The sequence below is a fragment of the Mameliella sp. LZ-28 genome, from assembly GCF_012274245.1.
In the GTDB taxonomy this organism is placed as follows: domain Bacteria; phylum Pseudomonadota; class Alphaproteobacteria; order Rhodobacterales; family Rhodobacteraceae; genus Antarctobacter; species Antarctobacter albus.
Genome location: NZ_JAANYX010000011.1, coordinates 280209 through 299805 on the forward strand (window position 1 = coordinate 280209; position 19597 = coordinate 299805).

General features: G+C 63.1%; 20 protein-coding genes and 1 tRNA gene. 12 read left to right on the forward strand and 9 right to left on the reverse strand.

The genetic code is table 11. From position 1 onward, the window contains the following. Positions 1–160: 160 nt before the first annotated feature. The 3 genes from G9Q80_RS07945 (at position 161) to G9Q80_RS07955 (ending at position 4803) form a co-directional block, all read left to right on the forward strand. On the forward strand, positions 161–1207 hold the full coding sequence (locus G9Q80_RS07945) for a LacI family DNA-binding transcriptional regulator (protein ID WP_088713811.1): 1047 nt from the start codon (positions 161–163) through the stop codon (positions 1205–1207). 221 nt (positions 1208–1428) lie between these two features. Next, complete coding sequence (locus G9Q80_RS07950) at positions 1429–4506, forward strand: DUF4214 domain-containing protein (protein ID WP_168246440.1); 3078 nt, start codon at positions 1429–1431, stop codon at positions 4504–4506. A 135-nt stretch (positions 4507–4641) separates the two neighbouring features. Then, entirely contained in the window at positions 4642–4803 is a 162-nt protein-coding gene (locus tag G9Q80_RS07955) for a hypothetical protein (RefSeq protein ID WP_157903759.1), read from the forward strand. Here the strand turns inward: G9Q80_RS07955 and G9Q80_RS28405 are convergent. From G9Q80_RS28405 to G9Q80_RS07970, 3 genes are all read right to left on the reverse strand, one after another. Then, positions 4800–5543 (reverse strand): methyl-accepting chemotaxis protein, encoded by a 744-nt coding sequence (locus G9Q80_RS28405; RefSeq protein ID WP_088713809.1) that lies wholly within the window; start codon positions 5541–5543, stop codon positions 4800–4802. The genes G9Q80_RS07955 and G9Q80_RS28405 overlap by 4 nt on opposite strands. A gap of 5 nt (positions 5544–5548) precedes the next feature. Further along, positions 5549–5728 (reverse strand): hypothetical protein, encoded by a 180-nt coding sequence (locus G9Q80_RS07965; protein WP_088713808.1) that lies wholly within the window; start codon positions 5726–5728, stop codon positions 5549–5551. Positions 5729–6099: 371 nt separating this feature from the next. Further along, the gene (locus tag G9Q80_RS07970) at positions 6100–6489 is read right to left on the reverse strand and encodes a winged helix-turn-helix transcriptional regulator (RefSeq protein ID WP_088713807.1); all 390 of its coding nucleotides are present in this window, start codon (positions 6487–6489) and stop codon (positions 6100–6102) included. 110 nt (positions 6490–6599) lie between these two features. Here G9Q80_RS07970 and G9Q80_RS07975 point away from each other — a divergent pair, with 110 nt between their 5' ends. Continuing rightward, on the forward strand, positions 6600–7457 hold the full coding sequence (locus G9Q80_RS07975; protein ID WP_088713806.1) for an SDR family oxidoreductase: 858 nt from the start codon (positions 6600–6602) through the stop codon (positions 7455–7457). Between the two features lie 46 nt (positions 7458–7503). On the opposite strand, the gene G9Q80_RS07980 is transcribed toward G9Q80_RS07975, so the two are convergent. Further along, the gene (locus tag G9Q80_RS07980; RefSeq protein ID WP_088668505.1) at positions 7504–8400 is read right to left on the reverse strand and encodes a LysR family transcriptional regulator; all 897 of its coding nucleotides are present in this window, start codon (positions 8398–8400) and stop codon (positions 7504–7506) included. Between the two features lie 145 nt (positions 8401–8545). Between G9Q80_RS07980 and G9Q80_RS07985 the strand changes: the two genes are divergently transcribed. The 4 genes from G9Q80_RS07985 (at position 8546) to G9Q80_RS08000 (ending at position 11464) form a co-directional block, all read left to right on the forward strand. After that, positions 8546–8962, forward strand: coding sequence for a DoxX family protein (locus G9Q80_RS07985; protein ID WP_069208294.1), 417 nt, complete (start codon positions 8546–8548; stop codon positions 8960–8962). Positions 8963–8993: 31 nt separating this feature from the next. Beyond that, positions 8994–9596, forward strand: coding sequence for a hypothetical protein (locus G9Q80_RS07990; RefSeq protein WP_088713805.1), 603 nt, complete (start codon positions 8994–8996; stop codon positions 9594–9596). 69 nt (positions 9597–9665) lie between these two features. Further along, on the forward strand, positions 9666–10508 hold the full coding sequence (gene ygiD, locus G9Q80_RS07995; protein ID WP_088713804.1) for a 4,5-DOPA-extradiol-dioxygenase: 843 nt from the start codon (positions 9666–9668) through the stop codon (positions 10506–10508). Further along, positions 10508–11464, forward strand: a complete 957-nt coding sequence (locus tag G9Q80_RS08000) for a glutathione S-transferase family protein (protein WP_088713803.1) — start codon at positions 10508–10510, stop codon at positions 11462–11464. The genes ygiD and G9Q80_RS08000 overlap by 1 nt, the downstream gene beginning before the upstream one ends. A 148-nt stretch (positions 11465–11612) precedes the next feature. Here the strand turns inward: G9Q80_RS08000 and G9Q80_RS08005 are convergent. Beyond that, positions 11613–11687, reverse strand: a tRNA-Asn gene (locus tag G9Q80_RS08005). Between the two features lie 80 nt (positions 11688–11767). Next, on the reverse strand, positions 11768–12682 hold the full coding sequence (locus tag G9Q80_RS08010) for an MBL fold metallo-hydrolase (protein ID WP_088713802.1): 915 nt from the start codon (positions 12680–12682) through the stop codon (positions 11768–11770). A 55-nt stretch (positions 12683–12737) separates the two neighbouring features. On the opposite strand from G9Q80_RS08010, the gene G9Q80_RS08015 reads away from it, so the two are divergent. Next, positions 12738–14027, forward strand: coding sequence for an ATP-binding protein (locus tag G9Q80_RS08015; RefSeq protein ID WP_088713801.1), 1290 nt, complete (start codon positions 12738–12740; stop codon positions 14025–14027). 139 nt (positions 14028–14166) lie between these two features. After that, positions 14167–14445: a hypothetical protein gene (locus G9Q80_RS08020; protein WP_088668498.1), complete on the forward strand. Its 279-nt coding sequence runs from the start codon at positions 14167–14169 to the stop codon at positions 14443–14445. Positions 14446–14515: 70 nt separating this feature from the next. Here G9Q80_RS08020 and G9Q80_RS08025 read toward each other — a convergent pair whose 3' ends face one another. Further along, positions 14516–14629: an entericidin EcnA/B family protein gene (locus G9Q80_RS08025; protein WP_069208312.1), complete on the reverse strand. Its 114-nt coding sequence runs from the start codon at positions 14627–14629 to the stop codon at positions 14516–14518. Between the two features lie 45 nt (positions 14630–14674). Beyond that, positions 14675–16498, reverse strand: a complete 1824-nt coding sequence (locus tag G9Q80_RS08030; RefSeq protein ID WP_088713800.1) for an extracellular solute-binding protein — start codon at positions 16496–16498, stop codon at positions 14675–14677. A gap of 384 nt (positions 16499–16882) precedes the next feature. On the opposite strand from G9Q80_RS08030, the gene G9Q80_RS08035 reads away from it, so the two are divergent. Next, complete coding sequence (locus G9Q80_RS08035; RefSeq protein ID WP_043138881.1) at positions 16883–17656, forward strand: 3-hydroxybutyrate dehydrogenase; 774 nt, start codon at positions 16883–16885, stop codon at positions 17654–17656. 95 nt (positions 17657–17751) lie between these two features. Next, positions 17752–18792 (forward strand): patatin-like phospholipase family protein, encoded by a 1041-nt coding sequence (locus tag G9Q80_RS08040; RefSeq protein ID WP_088713799.1) that lies wholly within the window; start codon positions 17752–17754, stop codon positions 18790–18792. Between the two features lie 7 nt (positions 18793–18799). On the opposite strand, the gene G9Q80_RS08045 is transcribed toward G9Q80_RS08040, so the two are convergent. Then, positions 18800–19579: a DUF502 domain-containing protein gene (locus G9Q80_RS08045; RefSeq protein WP_043138886.1), complete on the reverse strand. Its 780-nt coding sequence runs from the start codon at positions 19577–19579 to the stop codon at positions 18800–18802. Between the last annotated feature and the right edge of the window lie 18 nt (positions 19580–19597).

Sequence of the window (19597 nt, forward strand, 5' to 3'; positions counted from 1 at the left end):
CCGGATGGGCGCGCCGATGTCTGTGCGTCTGTGCCGCCTTTGGGCGGCATCCTCCCATTTGTGTACGTGAGTATGCCCAGTTACCGCTAAAGCTAAAACCCTCTAGACAGGCAAAAAATGATGTGAAAACCATCAGTCATGCGGTGATCCAGCCCCTTGGATGCCGTCGGGAGGAGACCGGAAGATCACCGGACAGGATGCCAAAAGCGGATGGAAGGGACCGACGATCCAGCAGGTCGCCGAAGTCTCCGGCGTGGGCGTCGCCACCGTGGACCGGGTGCTGAACAACCGACCCGGCGTGCGGGAAAAGACGCGCCAGCGCGTGCGGGCGGCCTTTGACAAGCTGCGGCTGGAACGGCTGAACGCGCCTTCGCTGCGTATCGCCCTGCATTGCGAGTCCGGCGAAAGCTTCAACGCGGCGGTGGAAACGGCTGTCCAGAAACTGCACCGCAAGGAGCCGGGGATCACCCTGAGCAGCACCTATGCGGTGACCAATGACCTTGACGCCAATCTCTTTGCGGCCGACCTGCTGGACCAGGGCAAGGAGGCGGACGGCAGCATCGTGGTTGCCCGCGAACACCCGGCGATCAACAGCGCCATCCGCCAGTTGCGCCGCCTGGGCAAGCCGGTGGTTTGTCTGACCACGGACCTGCCCAGTTCCCGCCGCAGCGCCTATGTCGGCAATGACCAGTCAGAGGCGGGGGCCGTCGCCGCGCAAGTCATCGGACGCGCGCTGCCGCGCGTGCCCGGACAGATCCTGCTGATCATGAGCGTCGCCTACCGGTGCCAGAAAGAGCGCGAGATGGGTTTTCGCCGGGTCCTGCGCGCGGGCTTTCCCCACCTGAGGATCGAGGAACGCCTGTTCACGGACGAACGCCCCGAGACCATGCGCAGCCAACTGGTCAGCCACTTTGAAAGCAACGGTGTGCCGCCCGCGATCTACAACGTGGCCGGGGCCAACCGCGGCGTGGCGCAGGCGCTGGACGTGACCGGCGAGGCGCCCGCGACGCTTTTTGTCGGGCACGAGCTGACTCCGGTCACGCAGCGGCTCTTGCAGGCGGGGACGATGGATTTCGTGGTCTCCCACGACTTCGAGGCGGAACTGACCCAGGCGGTGCGCTGGATCACCGATTCCCGCAATGGCGTCGAAAGCGAGCCCGCGCCTTCGCAGATCATGCTGCACACCCGGTTCAACTGCTCTGTGTGACGTTTCGCATCTCACCGAATACAATCAAAGGGTGATCAATCTCTCATCATTTCAATCCATGTTCGCCATCGTTGCGCAAAAACATGCATGGATTGTCATTATTTGATTCATATCAATGCTACGTTCGAAATTTCCCGAAAATATCCCGAAACTATTATATGTAACCCGTGGCATATGTTCCGGTAGTTCCCGCCCCGAAACCGTATCAAGAGATAATGATCATGGCCGATACCCCGACCATCACGAACCCGACCTACACCACCACGCACGTCTTCAGCACCGATGACGTCACCGGCACGTTCGACGGTCTGACGCAGGGTGATGTCCTGCCCGGCGAAGCGCCGGTCGTTGATTTCACCGCCACGCCGATGGTGACCAAGGAAGGGGTCATGCTGTATCCCGTGGACAGCGAATTCGGCTTCTACGTAACCGATTTCGTCGGTGCCGAGGAAAAGATCCGTGACTACGATTATGCCGAAGGCTGGGTCGGCGACCTGACCGGCCCGGCGGGTGAACAGCTGGGCATCGTCGTCTCGGATGCTCCGACCGACAGTTTCCGCACACCCGCCGTACTGGGCACCTGGCTGTCCGGCCTTGGTTTCAACACCGTAAAAGCCTCGACCGAGCACTACTCGGTCATGCAGAACATCCTGTCCGATCAGAAATACCCGGACGATCCGGACGCGGTCTATCAACTGGACGACAATCTGATCCTGCTCAGCCAGAATCCCGACTGGGACGGGCAGTACGTGTCCGACCTTCTGGCGGATCCGGTGACCTACGGTGTGACCGACCGCAATGATGACGGCGTGCTGGACATCCGCGACCTGCTCAACCCCAATGAATCCACCATCGAATACGACATTGCCTATAGCAGCGACTACTCGGTGACGCTCAAGGACGACGGCAAGCTGCTGTATCGCTGGGGGAACACGGTCAAGCGCCCGAACGACATCCGCCTTGAGGCAACGATGGACCTGCCGGACGAGTGGAGCGACACCGATCCGGACAACGGCCTCATTCCGCTCTACAAGGTGACGGCCGCGGAACTGGTGACCAACCACACGATCACCAACAACCCCAACGACCAGATCCGGCCCGAGGACTTCGAGAACGAGGCGGCGATCGGTAAGCTGCCGACCTATACCATCATCACGGACTACAACCTTGACGGCAACGGTCCGCGCGAGGTCTGGGTGACGACCGACGACTATTATTCCGGCGACGGCACGCTGTACCCGGCAGGAACCATCCTCAAGGACGAATGGCTGGCCCAGCAGGCTGCGGTTTCTTCGCTTGCGGCGGGCGGTCTGGCCTCCGAGGACCTGTTGGAAGGCTATACCAACGCCTGGTACACGACGATGGACCGCGAACCCTTCGAGGCGGACTTCGACGCGAACGGCGACTACATCTCTGGCCCGCGCTGGCGCCTGCAGACCGACAAGTACGGCCAGGACCTGCCCGGCGTCGTGATCCCGATCGACCCCAGCGACCCGCTGCCCATCACCAGCGATGAGGTGAAATACGAGGTTGGCGCCGATGACACGACCGTCATCAACCTGCTCGATTGGGGCCTGCCCGTTTCGCCGCTGTCGATCAGCGCTGGCTGGCAGAACAACTCTGGCCTGGCCACCGCGAACGGTCTGAACATGACCGACGGGTTCGACGTGGCTTTCTACGTCAAGGGCGACATCAAGCCGGCCACCCTCTATGACACCACGCTGCTGATGGAATACGAGGAAATCCCGATCCACGACGAGGCCGTCGCAATCAACGGCACCGCCGAGGCGGATCACCTCGTGGGGCAGGGGGGCAACACCTTCACCGGCGGCGACGGCGAAGACCTCTTTGTCCTGTCCTATGGCAAGGACGGCGACACCGTCTTCGCCACCAGCACAATCAACGACTTCATCGACGGCGAGGACGTGATCGGCCTGATCGACCTGGGTGTGAACGACGTCAACTTCGACTCCAAGATCACCCAGACGGTCGTGGGCGGAAACCTCGAGATCTCGATCGACGGCAACCGCATCGCCGTGCTGGCGGGCGTCACCGAGGAACTGACGATCGAGGACTTCCTGCTGATCAACCGCGCGCCGGACGTGCCGGTGGACGGCACCAGCGGCGACGACCTTCTGGTCGGAACGCCGGGTGACAATGTCATCGACGGCATGGAAGGCAACGACACCATCCTGGGCCAGGGCGGAGAGGATGTCCTGCTGGGCGGGGCTGGTGATGACGAACTGCTGGCAGAGCCGGTCGATCCCGTCTTTGACGCCGCGGCCAACCAGGTGTTCCGCATGTACCAGACCGCCTTCGACCGCCTGCCGGATCGTCCGGGCCACTTTGGCTGGACCTCTGCCATGGTCGCGGGAACGCTTGACCTCACGGACATGGCGCAGGCTTTCCTCAACTCGGCAGAGGGCGTGTCGACTTACGGTGCGCTGACCAACACTGAGTTCGTGACCGCCATGTACGAAAACGCGCTGGATCGTACACCCGATGGCGGGCTGGCGGGCTGGGTCGCGCTGCTGGATGGCGGCACCTGGACCCGCGCGGATGTCATGGCCTTCTTCGCCGACAGCCCCGAGGCGATTGCCAAGACCAGCCCCGTGGCGCTGGAATATTCGCAGGCGGGTTATCAGCAGGACTACACCGACGAGGCCTATCGCCTCTATGTCGGGGTCACCGGCGAGGAACCCTCTGTTTCGGTCATCGAATCTCTGACGATGGACCTGGCCGAAGGCGCCACAATGCTGGACGTGGCGACCGAGCTCTTTGCATCGGACGCGGCGACGGCGCTTTACGGCGGCACCACGAACGTCGAGTTCGTCGAGCTGGTCTACCAGACCCTGCTGGAGCGGGGTGCCGATCCGGTGGCACTCAGCCTCTGGCCGGCGCAGCTGGACGCGGGCACCATGACTCGTCCGCAGGTGATCTCGATCCTTGCCAAGGGCGCGGGCGCGGTCAACGCACAGGCGGACGACCTCCTGGACCACATGCGCGCGCTTGGCCAGGACGACCTGCTGGTCGGCGGTGCGGACGACGACCTGCTGTTCGGCGGTGTTCTCTCCGACACCTTCCAGTTCGACGCCTCCGAGCCGGGCAATGATCAGGTGGTCGGTGTCGAGGCCTGGGACATGATCGAGTTCGTCGGCTTCGGTTACGGCACCGCTGCAGAAGCCCGCGCCAACATGAGCCAGGTGGGCAATGACGTCGTGTTCACCGACCAGGGTGAAACCATCGTCTACCTGAACACCGCCCTGGGCGAGATCACCGAGGACATGATCCTGGTCTGACTCGCATGACACTGGAAAAGCAAAGTGCCGCGCGTTTGCGCGGCACTTTTTTGTCTGCTCCGGGATCCGGTTCCGCAATGGCACGCCCAGTGGCGGCTGACCGCGCGGTTCAGGTCCTGGATCATCTCCGAGACGATGCAGGACACATTCTCCTGCGAGACGGCACATTCCGAGATCGCCTCGATCGAGCTGGACGTCCGATCCAAAGAGGATACGATTTCCTCGAAACTTTGCAGGGCGCTGCGCGTGCGTTCGGTGCCCTGGTTCACCCGCTCGCTGGACATGACGATCAACTAGCCAATCTCCCGCGCCGACTTCGAGCTGCGCTCGGCCAGCTTGCGCACCTCGTCGGCCACCAGGGAAAATCCCACGCCGAGTTTGCCGGCCCGCGCGGCCTCGATCGCGGCATTGAAGGCCAGAAGATTGGTTTGGTTGGCGATTTCGCCGATGACGCGCGTGATCTCGGTGATTTCGGAAGAGGATTCCTCGATCAGTTCGATGGCCTCGATCGCGGCGCCAAGGCATTCGAGGCTTTTGTTGGCGTTCAGCGAGGTGGCATTCCGGGATTCGCGCGAGTCGCGGGAGGAATCCGCTATCCGGTGGATCGTCCCCGAGAGTTCCGTGACCACCTCGTTCGCGGTCATGGCATGCCCGTCGAGGTCGAACGGGATGATCGACTGGCTGCGGTCGATGGCACGCAGAAGGTTCCCGGTGTCCAGCTCGTTGAGCTTGCGTTCGGTCACGTCCATAGCGAATTTCACCACCTTGACCGGATGGCCGGCGATATCGAGGATCGGGTTGTAGGTGGCCTGAATCCAGACCTCCTTTCCCTCCTTGGTGATGCGTTTGTATTCGCACTGGTGATAATCGCCCGCGCTGAACGCGCTCCAGATTTCGTGGTAATGGTTGGACTTGGCGTAGGCCGGTTCGCAGAAGATCCTGTGATGCTTGCCGGTCACCTCCTTCTCGGAATTGCCCGTCAACTCCAGGTAGGTGGCGTTTGCATATAGGACGGTGCCATCGGCGTCGAATTCCACCAGTCTCAGACCGTGTTCCGCCGCCTCCGCGATGCCCTGGCCCGCAGGGTGTCACTGCTGTCGGTGGCCGGGCGCGGCGCGGTTTCGCCGATCAGCAGAACCTCTGCCGGGACGGTGTCCGGCAGCGGCACAAGCCGACCTGACAGGGACTGTCCGCCCGGCAGGGCCAGCGTGATCTCCCGCACGTCCGATTTGGCGCCGAGCGCCGCGATCAGCGGCCCGGTCTCGGCAAAAAGCGTATCGGGGGGCAGGGCAGGCGTGTGCGGCGCGGCAGCAACTCACGCATCCGGGGCGAGACCGCACTGATGCGACCGTCTGCAACTCTCAGGCTCAGCGCGCAGCCGGATGTCACGATGTCCTGGCACAGGTCTGAAAGGGATAGTCCGTCCGTAAAATTGGTCATGCTTCGAATTCCTTCGATACCCGCGAGACGGGCCAAAACCCTTGGTCGATTGTGCCGGAGGCTAAGGCGAAAGGTCTTTCGAATTCATGAAGCCGGACATTTCTTGGCCTGGGTGGCATTGTGCCGGGGACCGCCCAAGCGGTCAGAAACCTGTCACACCGTGTCGAACCGTTGTCGCGCGGCGACGATTTCGGGCATGCCGGTTTCGGCCCAGTCCACCAGCGCAAGCAGGTGCGGCAGGAACCCCTCGCCAAGCGCAGAGAGACTGTAGGTCACGCTGGGCGGCTTTGTGTCGAAGACCTCGCGGCGCAGGATACCGTCACGTTCGAGATTGCGTAGGGACTGGGTCAGCATCCGCTTGGATATATCGGGCAGGGCGCGCAGTAACTCGTTGAACCGCATCGGTTTTCGACCAACCTCCAAAAGGATCAGGACGGGCCACTTGGCCGAGACATGGTCCAGCACCTGGCGCACGGGGCAATTGCCCGGTTCAAACCCCTGGTCCTTCCAGTCCTGCAATTTTCGCGCGCTCACCTGGGCCATCTCTAGGTTCCCTTTTTGTGACCTTGTTCCGAAAACCTGCCTCCTTACGCGGCGGCATATAAGTCTCTAAATGAGACCTATATTCGATTCGAGACCTGAAAGGAACGACAATGACGACTTACCTGGTTACCGGCGCATCGGGGCAGCTTGGGCAACGCGTGGTAGATCACCTGCGCAGCCTTGTCCCTGCCGAAGACATCATCGCGCTGGTGCGCTCCAACTCGGCCCAAGAGGCGTTCGGGGCCAAGGGGATCGCCACCCGCACGGGCGATTACGAGGACCTGGAAAGCCTGCGCCAGGCCTTCGACGGGGTGGACCGACTGTTGCTGATTTCCTCGTCGGAGGTCGGCAAGCGCGCGGATCAGCACCGCAACGTGCTGGAGGCGGCAAGGGATGCAGGCGTGGGGTTCGTGGCCTATACCTCTATCCTGAACGCGGATAGCGGCGGCATGGCGCTGGCGCAGGAACACAACGCCACTGAGGCCGCGCTGCGCGAGAGCGGTCTGCCGCATGCGATCCTGCGCAACGGCTGGTACTCCGAGAACCTCGCCGGGACCGCGCCGCAGGCATTGGAGATGGGACAGCATTTCGGGGCGGCGGGTGACGGGCGCTTTGCAACCGCGTCGCGGCAGGACTTCGCAGAGGCCGCGGCGGTTGTACTGGCCGGTGAGGGCCATGAGGGCAAGACCTATGAACTGGCGGGCGACACGGATTTCAGCCTGTCCGACTATGCCGCGCTGTTGAGCGATATGTCCGGCAAACCGGTGACCTATGTGAACCTCGACGAGGCCAGCTATACCGGCGCGCTTGTCGGCGCGGGTCTGCCCGAGGGATTTGCCGCGATCCTGGCCGACAGCGATGCGCGCGCCGCGTCCGGGGCGCTGACCACGCAGAGCCGCGACCTGTCCCGCCTGATCGGGCGTCCGACGACACCGATGCGCGAGACTCTGAAGGCCATGCTGGGCTGACGTCCGCTTGCACCGGGATGGCAGCGGTGCGCAGCCATCCCGGGCCTCACAGATTGCCGTTGCGGCGGATGTCCTCGGCGGCAAATTCGATCAATGCCCGGATCTTGCGCGGCAAGGCCCGGCCTTCGAGGTAGATGGCGCTGACGGGGACGGATTCGCTCGGCACGTCCTGCAGGATCGGCACGAGGCGGCCTGCCTCCAACGCATCTTCCAGCGCAAATCGCGGGCCATAGCAGACGCCCAGCCCCTCGGCGGCCAGTTGCATCGCCGCGCTGGCGGAATTCACCTGGAACCGCCCCTGCACCTCGACCACTTCCTCGACCCCATCGGGGCGGAACACCCAGCGGCGCGGCGCGCGCCGATTGGTGTCAAGGATGCAAGGGTGTTGCCTGAGATCTTCCAGCGTCTCGGGCCTGCCATGCCGGGTCAGGTAGTCCGGGCTGGCGGCGGCCACCGATCGTATCTCGCCCAACTTGCGGGACTTGAGCGACAGCATGTCCGACCGCCCGATCCGAAAGGCCAGGTCGATCCCCTCGCTGGCAAGGTCGACGTAGTCGTCGCGCAGGCGCAGGTCGAAACTCAGCCCCGGGTTGCCCTCTGCAAAGCGCGACAGCAGGCCGGCAACGTAAATCTCACCAAATGTCACGGGGGCCGAAATCCGGATCAAACCGGTAAACCCGCGCGACCCTTCGGAGACTTCGGCCAGCAGGTCGTCCAGATCATCCAGCAGAGCAGGCGCGCGCGCCAACAGGTCTTCGCCCGCTGGCGTCAGCCCGACTTTGCGGGTGGTCCGCTGAAGCAGCCGGACACCCAATCGGCTTTCCAGTTCGGCGACGTATTTGGAGGTCAGCCGGTTCGACACCCCGAGTTGATCGGCAGCGGCCGTGAACGAGCCGGTCTTGGCCGTGGCCACGAAAGCCCTGATTTCGTCAACAACGTCCATGCGCCACCCATTCGGAACATTTCGAGGATAGTCTTTCCATAATGTCGCCATTTTGTGGGAAAGCCGCAAGGTCTAGGTAGCGGTCAGAGCAACAGCCCGACCCGACAGCCTGACCCGGGGCAGGGCACCTGAATGGAGAGATGACATGACCACTTCGACCGACTATGCCGCCACGCTGCTGCGCGTTTCAAGCGGTGTTCTTTTTCTGGCCCACGGGCTGCTCAAGGTAAACGTCTTCACCATCGCGGGCACCGTCGGCTACTTCGAAAGCCTCGGCCTGCCGGGTTTCCTGGCCTACCTGACCATCGCCGCCGAACTGGGTGGCGGCCTGGCGCTGATCCTTGGCGTTGCCGTGCGGCTGGTGTCGCTGGCCCTGATCCCCGTCCTGCTGGGCGCGACCTGGGTGCACATCGGCAATGGCTGGCTGTTCTCGGGTGAAGGCGGCGGCTGGGAATTCCCGCTGTTCTGGACCGTTGCACAACTGGCCGTGGCCCTTCTTGGCGCTGGTGCCTTCGCCCTGCGCATCCCGGCACTGCAACGGACCCTCGGGCAATTCGCCTGATCACGGTACCCGCATATCAAGGCACGGACAGATGTACCGCACCGTCACGCTGACTTTGGCCCTCGCGCTTGGACTGGCGCTGGCCGCACCGGTTTCGGCGCAGGACATCCGTGAAAGTCCGTCGACTGTCGACGCCGTCCATGTCGATGAATCCGCTTCCCGGGCGTTGGCGCCCGGGAAGAAGATCTCGCACCTCTACACCCGGAACGTGACGCAGGAGTTCATCCCTCAGAAGCTGACCGACCGGGTGTATTTGTTCCAGAGCCAGTTCAACGGGACCATCTTCTGCGTAGGTGACGAGGGCGTGTTGATGTTCGACGCCCTGGACTGGGACTTCCTGTCGGGCGGTCACGGCAACGTCGGCTCTCGGGCGGATGTGGATTTCTACCGGCAGTTCCTCGACGACCTCGAGGCGGCGGTCGGCGAAGCCCTCGCCAATGTGCCCTGGGGAGCCGGAACCACCGACCCGGCGCAGCTGAACGCGCATACCGCCTACCTGTCCAACTGGATCGCGGAAGTCGGGAAATACGCAACAGAAAAACTGCGTCCGGTCTACGGTGACTACTCCGGCTTTGACCACGCAACGCCCAAGAATGCCGAGCTGGTGGGAATGTACTTCTATTCCTACCGCTGACCACATGGACGCGCCGCGAGACAATACCCGGCGCGTCCACACTTCCTTCTGCCGATGAAAGGCCACGAGATGCCCGCAACACGCACGCTTGACGACCTGAAGAACAGTTTGTTGCCCTCCGACCGGATGCCGCTGGTCTTTCTCGGCCACGGCAGCCCGATGAACGCCATCGAGGACAGTGCCTACAGCCGCGCCTGGACAGAGCTGGGCAAATCGCTGCCCCGTCCCAAGGCGATCCTCGTCGTGTCCGCCCACTGGATGACCCGGGGCACGACCCTGGTCGATGTCTCGGCCATGCCGAAGACGATCCACGATTTCTACGGCTTCCCGGACGAACTCTTTGCCCAACAGTACCCGGCGCAGGGGGCACCGGACCTCGCTCGCGAGGTGGCCAGCCTGCTGGCCAGCCACCATGCCGAGGAGGATGACACCTGGGGGCTGGATCACGGCGCCTGGACGGTACTGAAATTCCTCTATCCCGGGGCCGATGTCCCGGTTTTCCAGGTCTCCATCGACATGAGCCGCGGCCTTGACCATCAGCTTGAGATCGGGCGGACACTGTCGGCCCTGCGCGACCGAGGTGTGTTGATCCTTGGTTCCGGCAACGTGGTGCACAACCTGCGCGCCGTCGAATGGGGCAAGAACGTCAAACCCCATGACTTCGCGCTGGAGTTCGACCGGCTCTTTGCCGACAAGCTGACCGACCGCGACTTCACCGCACTGGCAGATCGCGCCGGCCTGGGGACGCTGTTGAAGATGGCCCACCCGTCGGTGGATCACTACCTGCCCGCGCTCACAGTCGCAGGCGCCTCGGATGCGCGCGACGACCTGACCTTCATGACGGATGCCATCGACCTCGCAGCGGTCTCGATGCGGTCCTTCGTGTTCCACGCAAGACAAGGAGCCGCCTGATGCTCGTAGATGGAAAATGGACCTCGGACTGGCAACCGGTTCAGAAGGCCGATGAAAAAGGGCGGTTCGTCCGCCAGGTCTCCAGTTTTCGCAACTGGATCACCCCGGATGGCAGTGCCGGACCGACCGGCGAGGGCGGCTTCAAGGCCGAAGCGGGGCGCTATCGGCTTTACGTTGCGCTGATCTGCCCCTGGGCCTCGCGCACGCTGATCGCACGCAAACTGAAGGGTCTCGAGGATCTGATCCCCGTGACCGTGGTCAACCCGGTCCTATCAGACCAGGGTTGGCAGTTCGGCGGCTATGACGGCGCGGATGCGGATCCGCTCTTCGATGCGACCTACATGCACGAACTCTACACCCGGGCGGATGAGTCCTTTACCGGTCGTGCGACGGTTCCGGTGCTCTGGGACATGCAGCAGGGCATCATGGTGAACAACGAAAGCGCCGACATCCTGCGGATGTTCGACACCGCCTTCGAAGGGTTGGTGCCTTCGGACCTGAGGCTGTACCCGCAGGATCTGGCGGCCGAGATCGACGCCCTGAACCCCGTGATCTACGACCGGCTCAACAACGGCGTCTACAAGGCCGGCTTCGCCTCGTCGCAAGAGGCCTATGACGAGGCCGTCACGGGCGTCTTCGACACGCTCGACATGCTCGAGGATCGCCTGACCGGTGACTACCTCTTCGGGGACCGCCTGACCGAAACCGACATCCGCGCTTTCGTCACCTTGATCCGGTTCGACGCGGCCTATCACGGACTGTTCAAGACTAACCTCCGCCAGATCGCCGACTATCCGCGCCTGTCCGCCTACATGCGGCGCATCCTGGATCTGTCCGGCGTCCGTGAGACCGTTAACATGGACCACATCACGCGGGGGTACTACTCGATCAAGGCACTGAACCCGACCGGTATTCGCCCCGTGGGCCCCGATCACGTCACGCGCGCGCTGATTTAACGGTCACGCATCGGGTAACCGACTGAATACCCTGTCCAGTTCGGGCAGGGTTACCGCGTTGACGAGACCTTGGTGGCATCGGAGGGGATATAGTTGGATCGCGACACTCATCACGATCTTCCAACCATCTCAAACAGTTAGAGGTGATTGGCTCCGGCGGTAGGGATCGAACCTACGACCAATTGATTAACAGTCAACTGCTCTACCGCTGAGCTACGCCGGAACATGCGGCGGTCTATAACAACGTGGAATCCGGGCGTCCAGAGGGTTTCGTCACAAAAATGAGGATTTTTGCTCGCCACATCAGATCGACCGAAAAACGGCCTCGGCAGACAGATCTCCGACCGGGGCAACACGGGATTTCGACGTCAGATCAATGAGGTGAGCCAGGACATTCCGGGTGGCCGCCGGCAGAAGGGCAGGCGGAACGTCTGTGTAGATCCTTTCGGCCAGGTCGCGCGCCGTGGCAGGGGTCTGTGTCAGTGCCTTGAGGATTGCGGTCTCGCGGCCACGGCGATGCGTCAGGAGTGCCTGCAGTCGTTCGGCGGGTGCGGTCACGGGCGCGCCGTGGCCGGCATGGAACAGGGACCACGGGCGTTCTTGCAGGCGTTCCAGCGAGGACATGAAGGCGGTCAGATCCCCGTCGGGCGGCGACACCAGCGAAGTTGCCCAGCCCATCACGAGGTCCCCGGAGAACAGGACATCGCCCCAGGCAAAGGACAGGTGGTTGGCCATGTGGCCGGGCGTGTGCAGGGCCTCGACGGTCCAGCCATCCCCGGCGACCGTGTCGCCATCGGCGAGCACAATGTCCGGAACAAAGCCCGAGTCGACGCCCTCACCGCCACCGACCAGTCCCTCGTCTGCAAGTTTCCGCATGATCGCGCTGCGCCCGGCCTGGGCCGGACCGAATCCCAGAACCGGTGCCCCGGTCCGGCACGACAGGTCGCGGGCGAGGGGGGAATGATCCAGATGTGCGTGGGTCACCAGGATATGGGTGATTTCCTGCCCTGGGGTCAGTGCATCCAACAGGGCCTGAAGGTGGGTCGGGTCATCCGGTCCCGGGTCAATCACCGCAACGCCGCCCGTGCCCAGTAAGTAAGTATTTGTCCCGCGAAAGGTCATCGGTGACGGGTTCGGTGCCAAGACACGGCGCAGGCCCGGGGCAAGCGTTTCGGCAATGCCCGTCCGGGGCTGGAAATCGGGCTGGGGATCCTGCATCGGATGGGTCCTTTTGGCGATGGCGGGTCGGGGCGGCGCGGGCTAGGCTTAGCGCATGTTCTTCCGCTGGCTCAAACGATATATGCCCCGCAGTCTCTATGGCCGTGCCGCACTGATCCTCGTGCTGCCGGTGGTGACACTGCAACTGGTCGTGTCGGTCGTCTTCATCCAGCGTCACTTCGAGGGCGTCACCGTCCAGATGAGCAAGGAACTGGCGCGTGAGGTCAACCTGGTGGTGGCAGACCTGCCGGACCGGTCAAATGGACTGCGGCTGAGCATTCGGCCCAAGGCCGTAGCGGAAGACGCACTGCCGGCGGTCAACCAGCGTCGCTGGTACGATTTCACCGGCCTTGTGGTGATACGCGAACTGGACATGCGAATCCCGGCGCTGGAACGCATATTGCTGCCCAGCGACCGCGAGGTGGTTCTGTTCCTGCGCCATGACGACCAGCTTTACCGGGCCAGTCTCGAGCGGTCCCGGGTTTCTGCCTCGAACCCGCACCAGCTGTTCGTGAACATGGTCTTCTTCGGCGCGCTGATGACGCTCATCGCCTTTCTCTACATGCGCAACCAGCTGCGGCCGATCACCCGGCTGGCGGCAGCGGCAGAGGCCTTTGGCAAGGGTCGCAACATGCGCTATTCGCCCGCCGGCGCCACGGAAGTGCGGGCCGCCGGCCATGCCTTTCTTGAAATGCGGGACCGGATCGAACGACATATCGAACAGCGCACCATGATGCTGTCGGGGGTCAGTCACGACCTGCGCACGCCCATGACACGGCTCCGGCTGGGGTTGTCGCTGCTGGATGACGAAGACCGCGAACCGCTGGAACGTGATGTCGAAGAGATGCAGCAGCTGATCGACGCCTTTCTGGATTTCGCGCGCGGGGATGCCGAAACCGCCGCCTCGGAGCGCACAGATCCCTTTACGCTGATCAAACGCGTCGTCGAGGACGCGCAGCGTGGCGGGCAGAAGGTCGAGCTTGGCGCGATGCAGGGCGAGGGGACGGCGATGCTGCGCCCGCGTGCCCTGCGCCGCGCGGTCGAGAACCTGATGGCCAACGCGCGCCGCTATGCCTCGGACTGTCGCGTGTCGGTGCAGCTGACCGGCGGGTCGCTGCGCATCCGGGTCGAGGATGACGGACCCGGTATCCCGGCCGACCGGCGCGAAGATGCCTTGCGTCCCTTCGTTCGGCTGGACCCGGCGCGCAACCAGGATCGCGGCTCTGGTGTCGGGCTGGGCCTGGCGATCGCGGCGGACATCGCACGGGCGCACGGCGGCGTGTTGCGCCTGGGAGAAAGCGAAAGCCTTGGCGGCCTGCGCGCCGACATCGTCATCGCGCTGTAATCCAGGGCTCCGCGGAACCTCTGCCAGCGGGCATTTTCCGAAAATCCGAAGAATGCGCCACTGTTTTGCCGTCTCGCAGTCACCTCGGTGAAAGACCTCTGCGTCAGCTTGCACGCAGACAAATCACAGGAGTTCCCAGATGGCCATCATGCCGCTTGTCACCGCCGCCACCATCGGGCTTGCCGCGTTCAGCGCCACCGACGCCGAAACGCCCAAGGACCTGGTCTTTGCACAGGCCCAGCCCTTTGTCGCCACGCAGGGTTACGCGGTGCCGCAGGGCGATTACATGACAACACCCGACGGATGCACCTATCGCCGGACGCAGGCGCCGGGCCAGCCCGTGCGTTGGATCATCGTTCTGAACCCGCATCACTTGGGCAAGGGAGGATCCCCCAGCAAGTGCAAGGGCATGTTGTAACCCGCTCCGACGGCAAAAGGCGCGCCGATGGTTACGGCGCGCCGTTACATTCCAAAGGACAGTCGCTGGTTCAGAACCAGCCCTGAACCGTCCGCGCGCCGGCGGAAATATCCTGTCCGATGCCGTCGACGGTGCCACATCCTGCCAGCCCCACGGCCAGCGCGATCACGAAAACCACTCTCATATCTGCCTCTTGTCCGGTCTTGTCGCCGTTAGGTGAGGGACGAGATCACTCGCCCTTCCACCACCATACATCAGGCTGAAAGCCCAGCCAATCACCATAGATCGGCAGGTTGTCCTTGGGGTAGGTCAGTTCCTTGACATGGGCGATGCGGCTGACGGCGTATTTGTCCTGCACCGGGATCACGTAGCGCCCGCTGATCAGGACGCGGTCCAGCGCGCGGGCGGCGGCCAGAAAGTCGTCCCTGCTTTGCGCACCGAGTAGCGCGTTGATCATGGCATCCGCCGCAGCCGATTTCATCCCCATCCAGTTGCGAGAGCCTTCCTGGTCGGCCCCCTCGGCGCCCCAGTAAAGGAACTGCTCATTGCCGGGGCTGAGAGAGAGCCCCCGACGGAAACTGGTCATGTCGAAATCGAACTGGTTGGTGCGTTCCTTGTATTGCGCCGGGTCGATCATCGTCACCTCGGCGGTGATGCCGATCCGTTCCAGCGCGCGGATAAAGATCTCTGCCATCGCGACGTTTTCGCCCTGGCCCTGTTGCAACAGGATCTCGAAGGTGAAAGGCACGCCCGTGGCGTTCTTCATCACGCCGTCCTGCACCGTCCAGCCGGCCTCGGCCATGAGGTCGATGGCCTTGGCCAGGTTTTCGCGGTTGCGGGGACTGCCGTCAGAGACGGGCAGGCTGTACCCCTCCAGCGCGCCGGGCAACAGGTCGTCGGCAAAGGGGGTCAGCAACTCCCTGACCCGCCCTTCGGCCGGGCCCTCGCGCATCCCCAACAAGGAGTTGCCGTAGTAAGAGGTGATGCGCGGCTGCGCCCCGCCGGTCAGCGTGTCGTTGATGTATTCAAAGTTGAAGGCATGGATCAGCGCATCCCGCACATGCCAGTCGGCGAACTTGGCGCGCCGCGTGTTCATCACGAATCCGGTGATGCCGGTAGGGCGCTGGTGCGCGATCTCGGATTTGACGATGTCTCCGTTGCGAACTGCGGGGAAATCGTACTGGGTCTTCCACTTCTCGGCGTTGGTCTCGCGGATCGTGTTGATGATCCCCGCCTTGAAGGCCTCAAACAGCGCGGTGTCGTCCGCGAAGAATTCCAGCCGGATGGTGTCGAGATTGTTGGTCCCGCGGCGAAAATTGATGTCCTTGCCCCAGTAGTCCGGGTTGCGGTTCAACTCGACATAGCGGCCCGCCTCGTAGTCGCCGATGACATAGGGCGCCGAGGTGATCGGAACGAGATCGAGGCTGGAGTTCTTGAAATCCAGCCCTTCCCACTGGGCCTTCTTCAGGATCGGGCGCATGCCGATGATCAGGGCCAGTTCAGGGTTTTCCTCGTTGAAGGTGAAGCGCACCGACCGGTCACCAGTCTTTTCCATGCTCTCAACCTTGCCCCAGAGACCCAGGTATCGGGGATGCCCCTTGGTGCCCAGGGTCTCGTAGGACCACATGACATCCTCGACCGTCACCGGGCTGCCATCCGAGAATTCGGCCTCTGGCCGGAGGGTGAATTCAACCCATTCACGATTCGGTCCGACCTCTATCGATTCGGCCAGCAGCCCGTACAGCGAGAAGGGTTCATCATAGTTCCGGCCCATCAGGCTTTCGTAGACGAGGAACCGCAACTGCCAGGGCGCAGAGCCTTTCAGGATGAGCGGATTGAGACTGTCGTAGCTGCCAAGCTCTCCGGTGACGATGCGGCCACCGGTCGGCGCGTCCGGGTTGGCGTAGGGGAGCGACACAAAATCGGGTGGAAGCTGCGGGTCGCCATACATAGCTATGCCATGCTGGGGATCGGCCCACAGGCTGCCTGCGGACAGAATCGCTCCGGCCGCGACGATTTTTGCGACCCGATTTCGGAAAAAATTTACGCACATTTCTGCAACGATCCCTGTCTGCCCTTGTTTTCTTGAAGGCGAGCGTATCGCTCCTTTTACGCCTTTTCAAACTTTTAGCTTGGACTCGGAAACCGTAACGCTTATAAAGGGGGCACTGCTCGATAGGTTTCTTGCCTGTATGAAACCTGCCTCAATGACTGAACCCCGGCCTTGTGCCGGGGTTTTTTTTTGCCCATTCGCCAGGCACCACCTACATCGCTTCCCAGCCCCAGACAGCAGCATCGGCACGCGGCATTTCGACCTGTGCGGGTTCCCGCCGAAACGTCCCTTGATTTCACCCTCAGCCCGGCGATTGAGCGGGTGCATACCGCCGCATCCAGGACTATGCTGCATCTGCAAACACAACCAGCATCGGGGAGCCTCATGTCGCTACAGGGAAAGACCGCCATCATCACCGGATCGAACTCGGGCATCGGCCTTGGCATCGCGCACGAGATGGCAAGGGCAGGGGCCTCGGTGGTGATCAACTCCTTCACCGATTCCGACGAGGATCACGCCCTGGCGAAATCCATCGCCGAGGAACACGGCGTCGAGGCGCGCTATATCAAGGCCGACATGTCCAAGCCGGACGAATGCCGCGCCCTGGTCGAGACGGCAGGCCGCTGCGATATCCTGATCAACAACGCCGGCATTCAACACGTTGCCCCGATCGACCAATTCCCGACGGAGAAGTGGGATGCGATCATCGCGATCAACCTGTCCTCGGCCTTTCACACCACCGCTGCCGCGCTGCCGAAGATGCGCGCCGCCGGCTGGGGACGTATCGTCAACATCGCCTCGGCGCATGGTCTGACCGCCTCGCCCTACAAAAGCGCCTATATCGCCGCCAAGCACGGCATCGTCGGCCTGACCAAAACCGCCGCGCTGGAGACCGCCCAAGAGCCGATCACCGCCAACGCGATCTGCCCGGGCTACGTGCTGACGCCCCTGGTCGAGGCACAGATTCCCGACACCATGAAGGAATACGACATGGACCGGGAAACGGTGATCAAGGAGGTCATGCTCAAGCGCCAGCCCTCCAAGGAATTCGCCACGGTCGAACAGCTGGGCGGCACGGCGGTTTTCCTGTGTTCGGATGCGGCGGCGCAGATCACCGGCACGACGATCAGCGTCGACGGCGGCTGGACCGCGCTGTGACGTGACGGGGCAGGCGGGGCCTCGCCCCGCCTGCATCTTCGGCACAATCACCTCCGCGGTATTGTCGGAACCAAGAAATCACGGGAGCGCGGCGCATGCCGAAATCCATTCGCATCAATCTGGCCCTGCAGGGCGGCGGCGCACATGGCGCCTTTACCTGGGGCGTGCTGGATCGGCTGCTGGAAGAACCCGAGATCGAGATCGCGGCCATCACCGGCACCTCCGCCGGGGCGCTGAACGGGGCCGCGTTGAAATCCGGGATGCTAGGTGGTGGCCACGAGGGCGCGCGCGAGACGCTGGACTGGCTGTGGTCGCAGATCGGCGCCCTGCGGGACGAGGCGCTGCCCGACTGGCTGCAGGGGTGGATGCCGCACCCCGAGGTGGTCAGCAAGAGCCTGGAATATTCTCTGCCCTACAGCTGGGGGGAGGCCGTGGGGCGCATGGTGTCGCCCTATGCCTGGGGGCCGCTCTATCGCAACCCGCTGGAAAAGATTGTCGAACGCTTCGATTTTGGACGGGTCTGCGCCGCGACCGGGCCAGAATTCTATGTCTGTGCAACGCAGGTGCGTGACGGCAAGATCCGGGTCTTTTCCGGCGATGCGATCAATGCGCAGGTCATCATGGCCTCGGCCTGCCTGCCGACGCTGTTCCAGGCCGTCGAGCTTGAAGACCCCCAGACCGGGACGATGGAACCCTTCTGGGACGGGGGCTATACCGGCAATCCGGCGCTGTTTCCCCTGTTCGAGGAACATCTGCCCGACGACGTGGTGGTGGTGAACATCAACCCGCTCTTGCGCGACAAGACCCCGGTCAGCCCGCCCGAGATCCAGAACCGGATCAACGAGATCAGCTTCAACGCCTCGCTGCTGCGCGAGCTGAGGGCCATAGATTTCGTGCAGCGCCTCCTGCAGAGCGGCGCGCTGACGCCGGGAACGATGAAGGACCTGCGCATTCACATGATCGCCGACGATGCGCTGATGAATGCCCTGTCGGTGGCCACCAAGATGGTCCCGGTGCCGACGGTGATCGCCCAGTTGAAAGAGGCCGGACGCCGCGCGGCGGGGCGGTTCCTGGACAGCCACAAGGATGACTTGGGCCACCGGCAGACGGCGGACCTGCGAGCGATGTTCAGCTGACGCGGGTTCAGGACGCCTTGCGGAACTGCGCCTCGAGCGCCTGCTTGGCGTCCTGCCCGTTGGGATAGACAAGCCCCGCCGAGATCACCAGCTTGGCCGCGTCCTCAAGGCTCATATCCAGCTCGATCACGTCTTCCTTGGGGAAGAACAGCAGGAATCCCGAGGTCGGGTTCGGCGTCGTCGGCACAAAGACCGACATCAGGTCCCCGCCGGTGACGGCACGGCGGGCCACCTCGCCCTTGGCCACGGTCGAAATGAACCCGATGGCCCAGATCCCCTTGCGCGGGTATTCGATCAGGCAGGCCTTTTCAAAACTGCGCTCGCTCTGGGCAAAGATGGTTTCCGCCAACTGCTTGATGCCGGAATAGATCGAGCGCACGACGGGTGTACGTTCCACCAGGCTTTCGGCGAAATTGATCATCGAGCGGCCGATCAGCCCCTTGGCGATCCAGCCGACAACAATGGTGAAGAACAAGAAGACAAAGACGCCAAGGCCGCGCACGTTGACCTCGATCCGTCCGTCGTCATCGGCGTCCAGCAGGTCGAACAGCCAGGGAATGCGTGGCCCGTCCGGCCCGGTCATCCAGCGATTGAGCAGCGCGTTGGGCTGGTAGGCATCGGGCACGAAGGGCCAGACGAACCCGTCGACCCAGCCGACAACGGTCCAGATCAGCCAGACGGTCAGGCCCACCGGGGCGATCACGACGATGCCGGTCAGGAATGACGTGCGCAGCCGCGTGAAAAGACCCGGCCGCTTGCGGGTGGTAGGCTCGAATGGTGTGGTCATCGCAGGTCCCGGGACGAT

Excerpts from the sequence above, each read along its gene's own strand:
- ygiD (WP_088713804.1), top strand. The coding sequence starts at position 9,666 with ATGCCCGCAACACGCACGCTTGACGACCTGAAGAACAGTTTGTTGCCC.
- G9Q80_RS08010 (WP_088713802.1), bottom strand. The coding sequence starts at position 12,682 with ATGCAGGATCCCCAGCCCGATTTCCAGCCCCGGACGGGCATTGCCGAA.
- G9Q80_RS08035 (WP_043138881.1), top strand. The coding sequence starts at position 16,883 with ATGTCGCTACAGGGAAAGACCGCCATCATCACCGGATCGAACTCGGGC.
- G9Q80_RS07955 (WP_157903759.1), top strand. The coding sequence starts at position 4,642 with ATGCAGGACACATTCTCCTGCGAGACGGCACATTCCGAGATCGCCTCG.
- G9Q80_RS08015 (WP_088713801.1), top strand. The coding sequence starts at position 12,738 with ATGTTCTTCCGCTGGCTCAAACGATATATGCCCCGCAGTCTCTATGGC.
- G9Q80_RS08040 (WP_088713799.1), top strand. The coding sequence starts at position 17,752 with ATGCCGAAATCCATTCGCATCAATCTGGCCCTGCAGGGCGGCGGCGCA.
- G9Q80_RS07970 (WP_088713807.1), bottom strand. The coding sequence starts at position 6,489 with ATGGCCCAGGTGAGCGCGCGAAAATTGCAGGACTGGAAGGACCAGGGG.
- G9Q80_RS08025 (WP_069208312.1), bottom strand. The coding sequence starts at position 14,629 with ATGAGAGTGGTTTTCGTGATCGCGCTGGCCGTGGGGCTGGCAGGATGT.
- G9Q80_RS08000 (WP_088713803.1), top strand. The coding sequence starts at position 10,508 with ATGCTCGTAGATGGAAAATGGACCTCGGACTGGCAACCGGTTCAGAAG.
- G9Q80_RS07990 (WP_088713805.1), top strand. The coding sequence starts at position 8,994 with ATGTACCGCACCGTCACGCTGACTTTGGCCCTCGCGCTTGGACTGGCG.
- G9Q80_RS08030 (WP_088713800.1), bottom strand. The coding sequence starts at position 16,498 with ATGTGCGTAAATTTTTTCCGAAATCGGGTCGCAAAAATCGTCGCGGCC.
- G9Q80_RS07945 (WP_088713811.1), top strand. The coding sequence starts at position 161 with ATGCCGTCGGGAGGAGACCGGAAGATCACCGGACAGGATGCCAAAAGC.
- G9Q80_RS08045 (WP_043138886.1), bottom strand. The coding sequence starts at position 19,579 with ATGACCACACCATTCGAGCCTACCACCCGCAAGCGGCCGGGTCTTTTC.
- G9Q80_RS07975 (WP_088713806.1), top strand. The coding sequence starts at position 6,600 with ATGACGACTTACCTGGTTACCGGCGCATCGGGGCAGCTTGGGCAACGC.
- G9Q80_RS07985 (WP_069208294.1), top strand. The coding sequence starts at position 8,546 with ATGACCACTTCGACCGACTATGCCGCCACGCTGCTGCGCGTTTCAAGC.
- G9Q80_RS07980 (WP_088668505.1), bottom strand. The coding sequence starts at position 8,400 with ATGGACGTTGTTGACGAAATCAGGGCTTTCGTGGCCACGGCCAAGACC.
- G9Q80_RS07950 (WP_168246440.1), top strand. The coding sequence starts at position 1,429 with ATGGCCGATACCCCGACCATCACGAACCCGACCTACACCACCACGCAC.
- G9Q80_RS08020 (WP_088668498.1), top strand. The coding sequence starts at position 14,167 with ATGGCCATCATGCCGCTTGTCACCGCCGCCACCATCGGGCTTGCCGCG.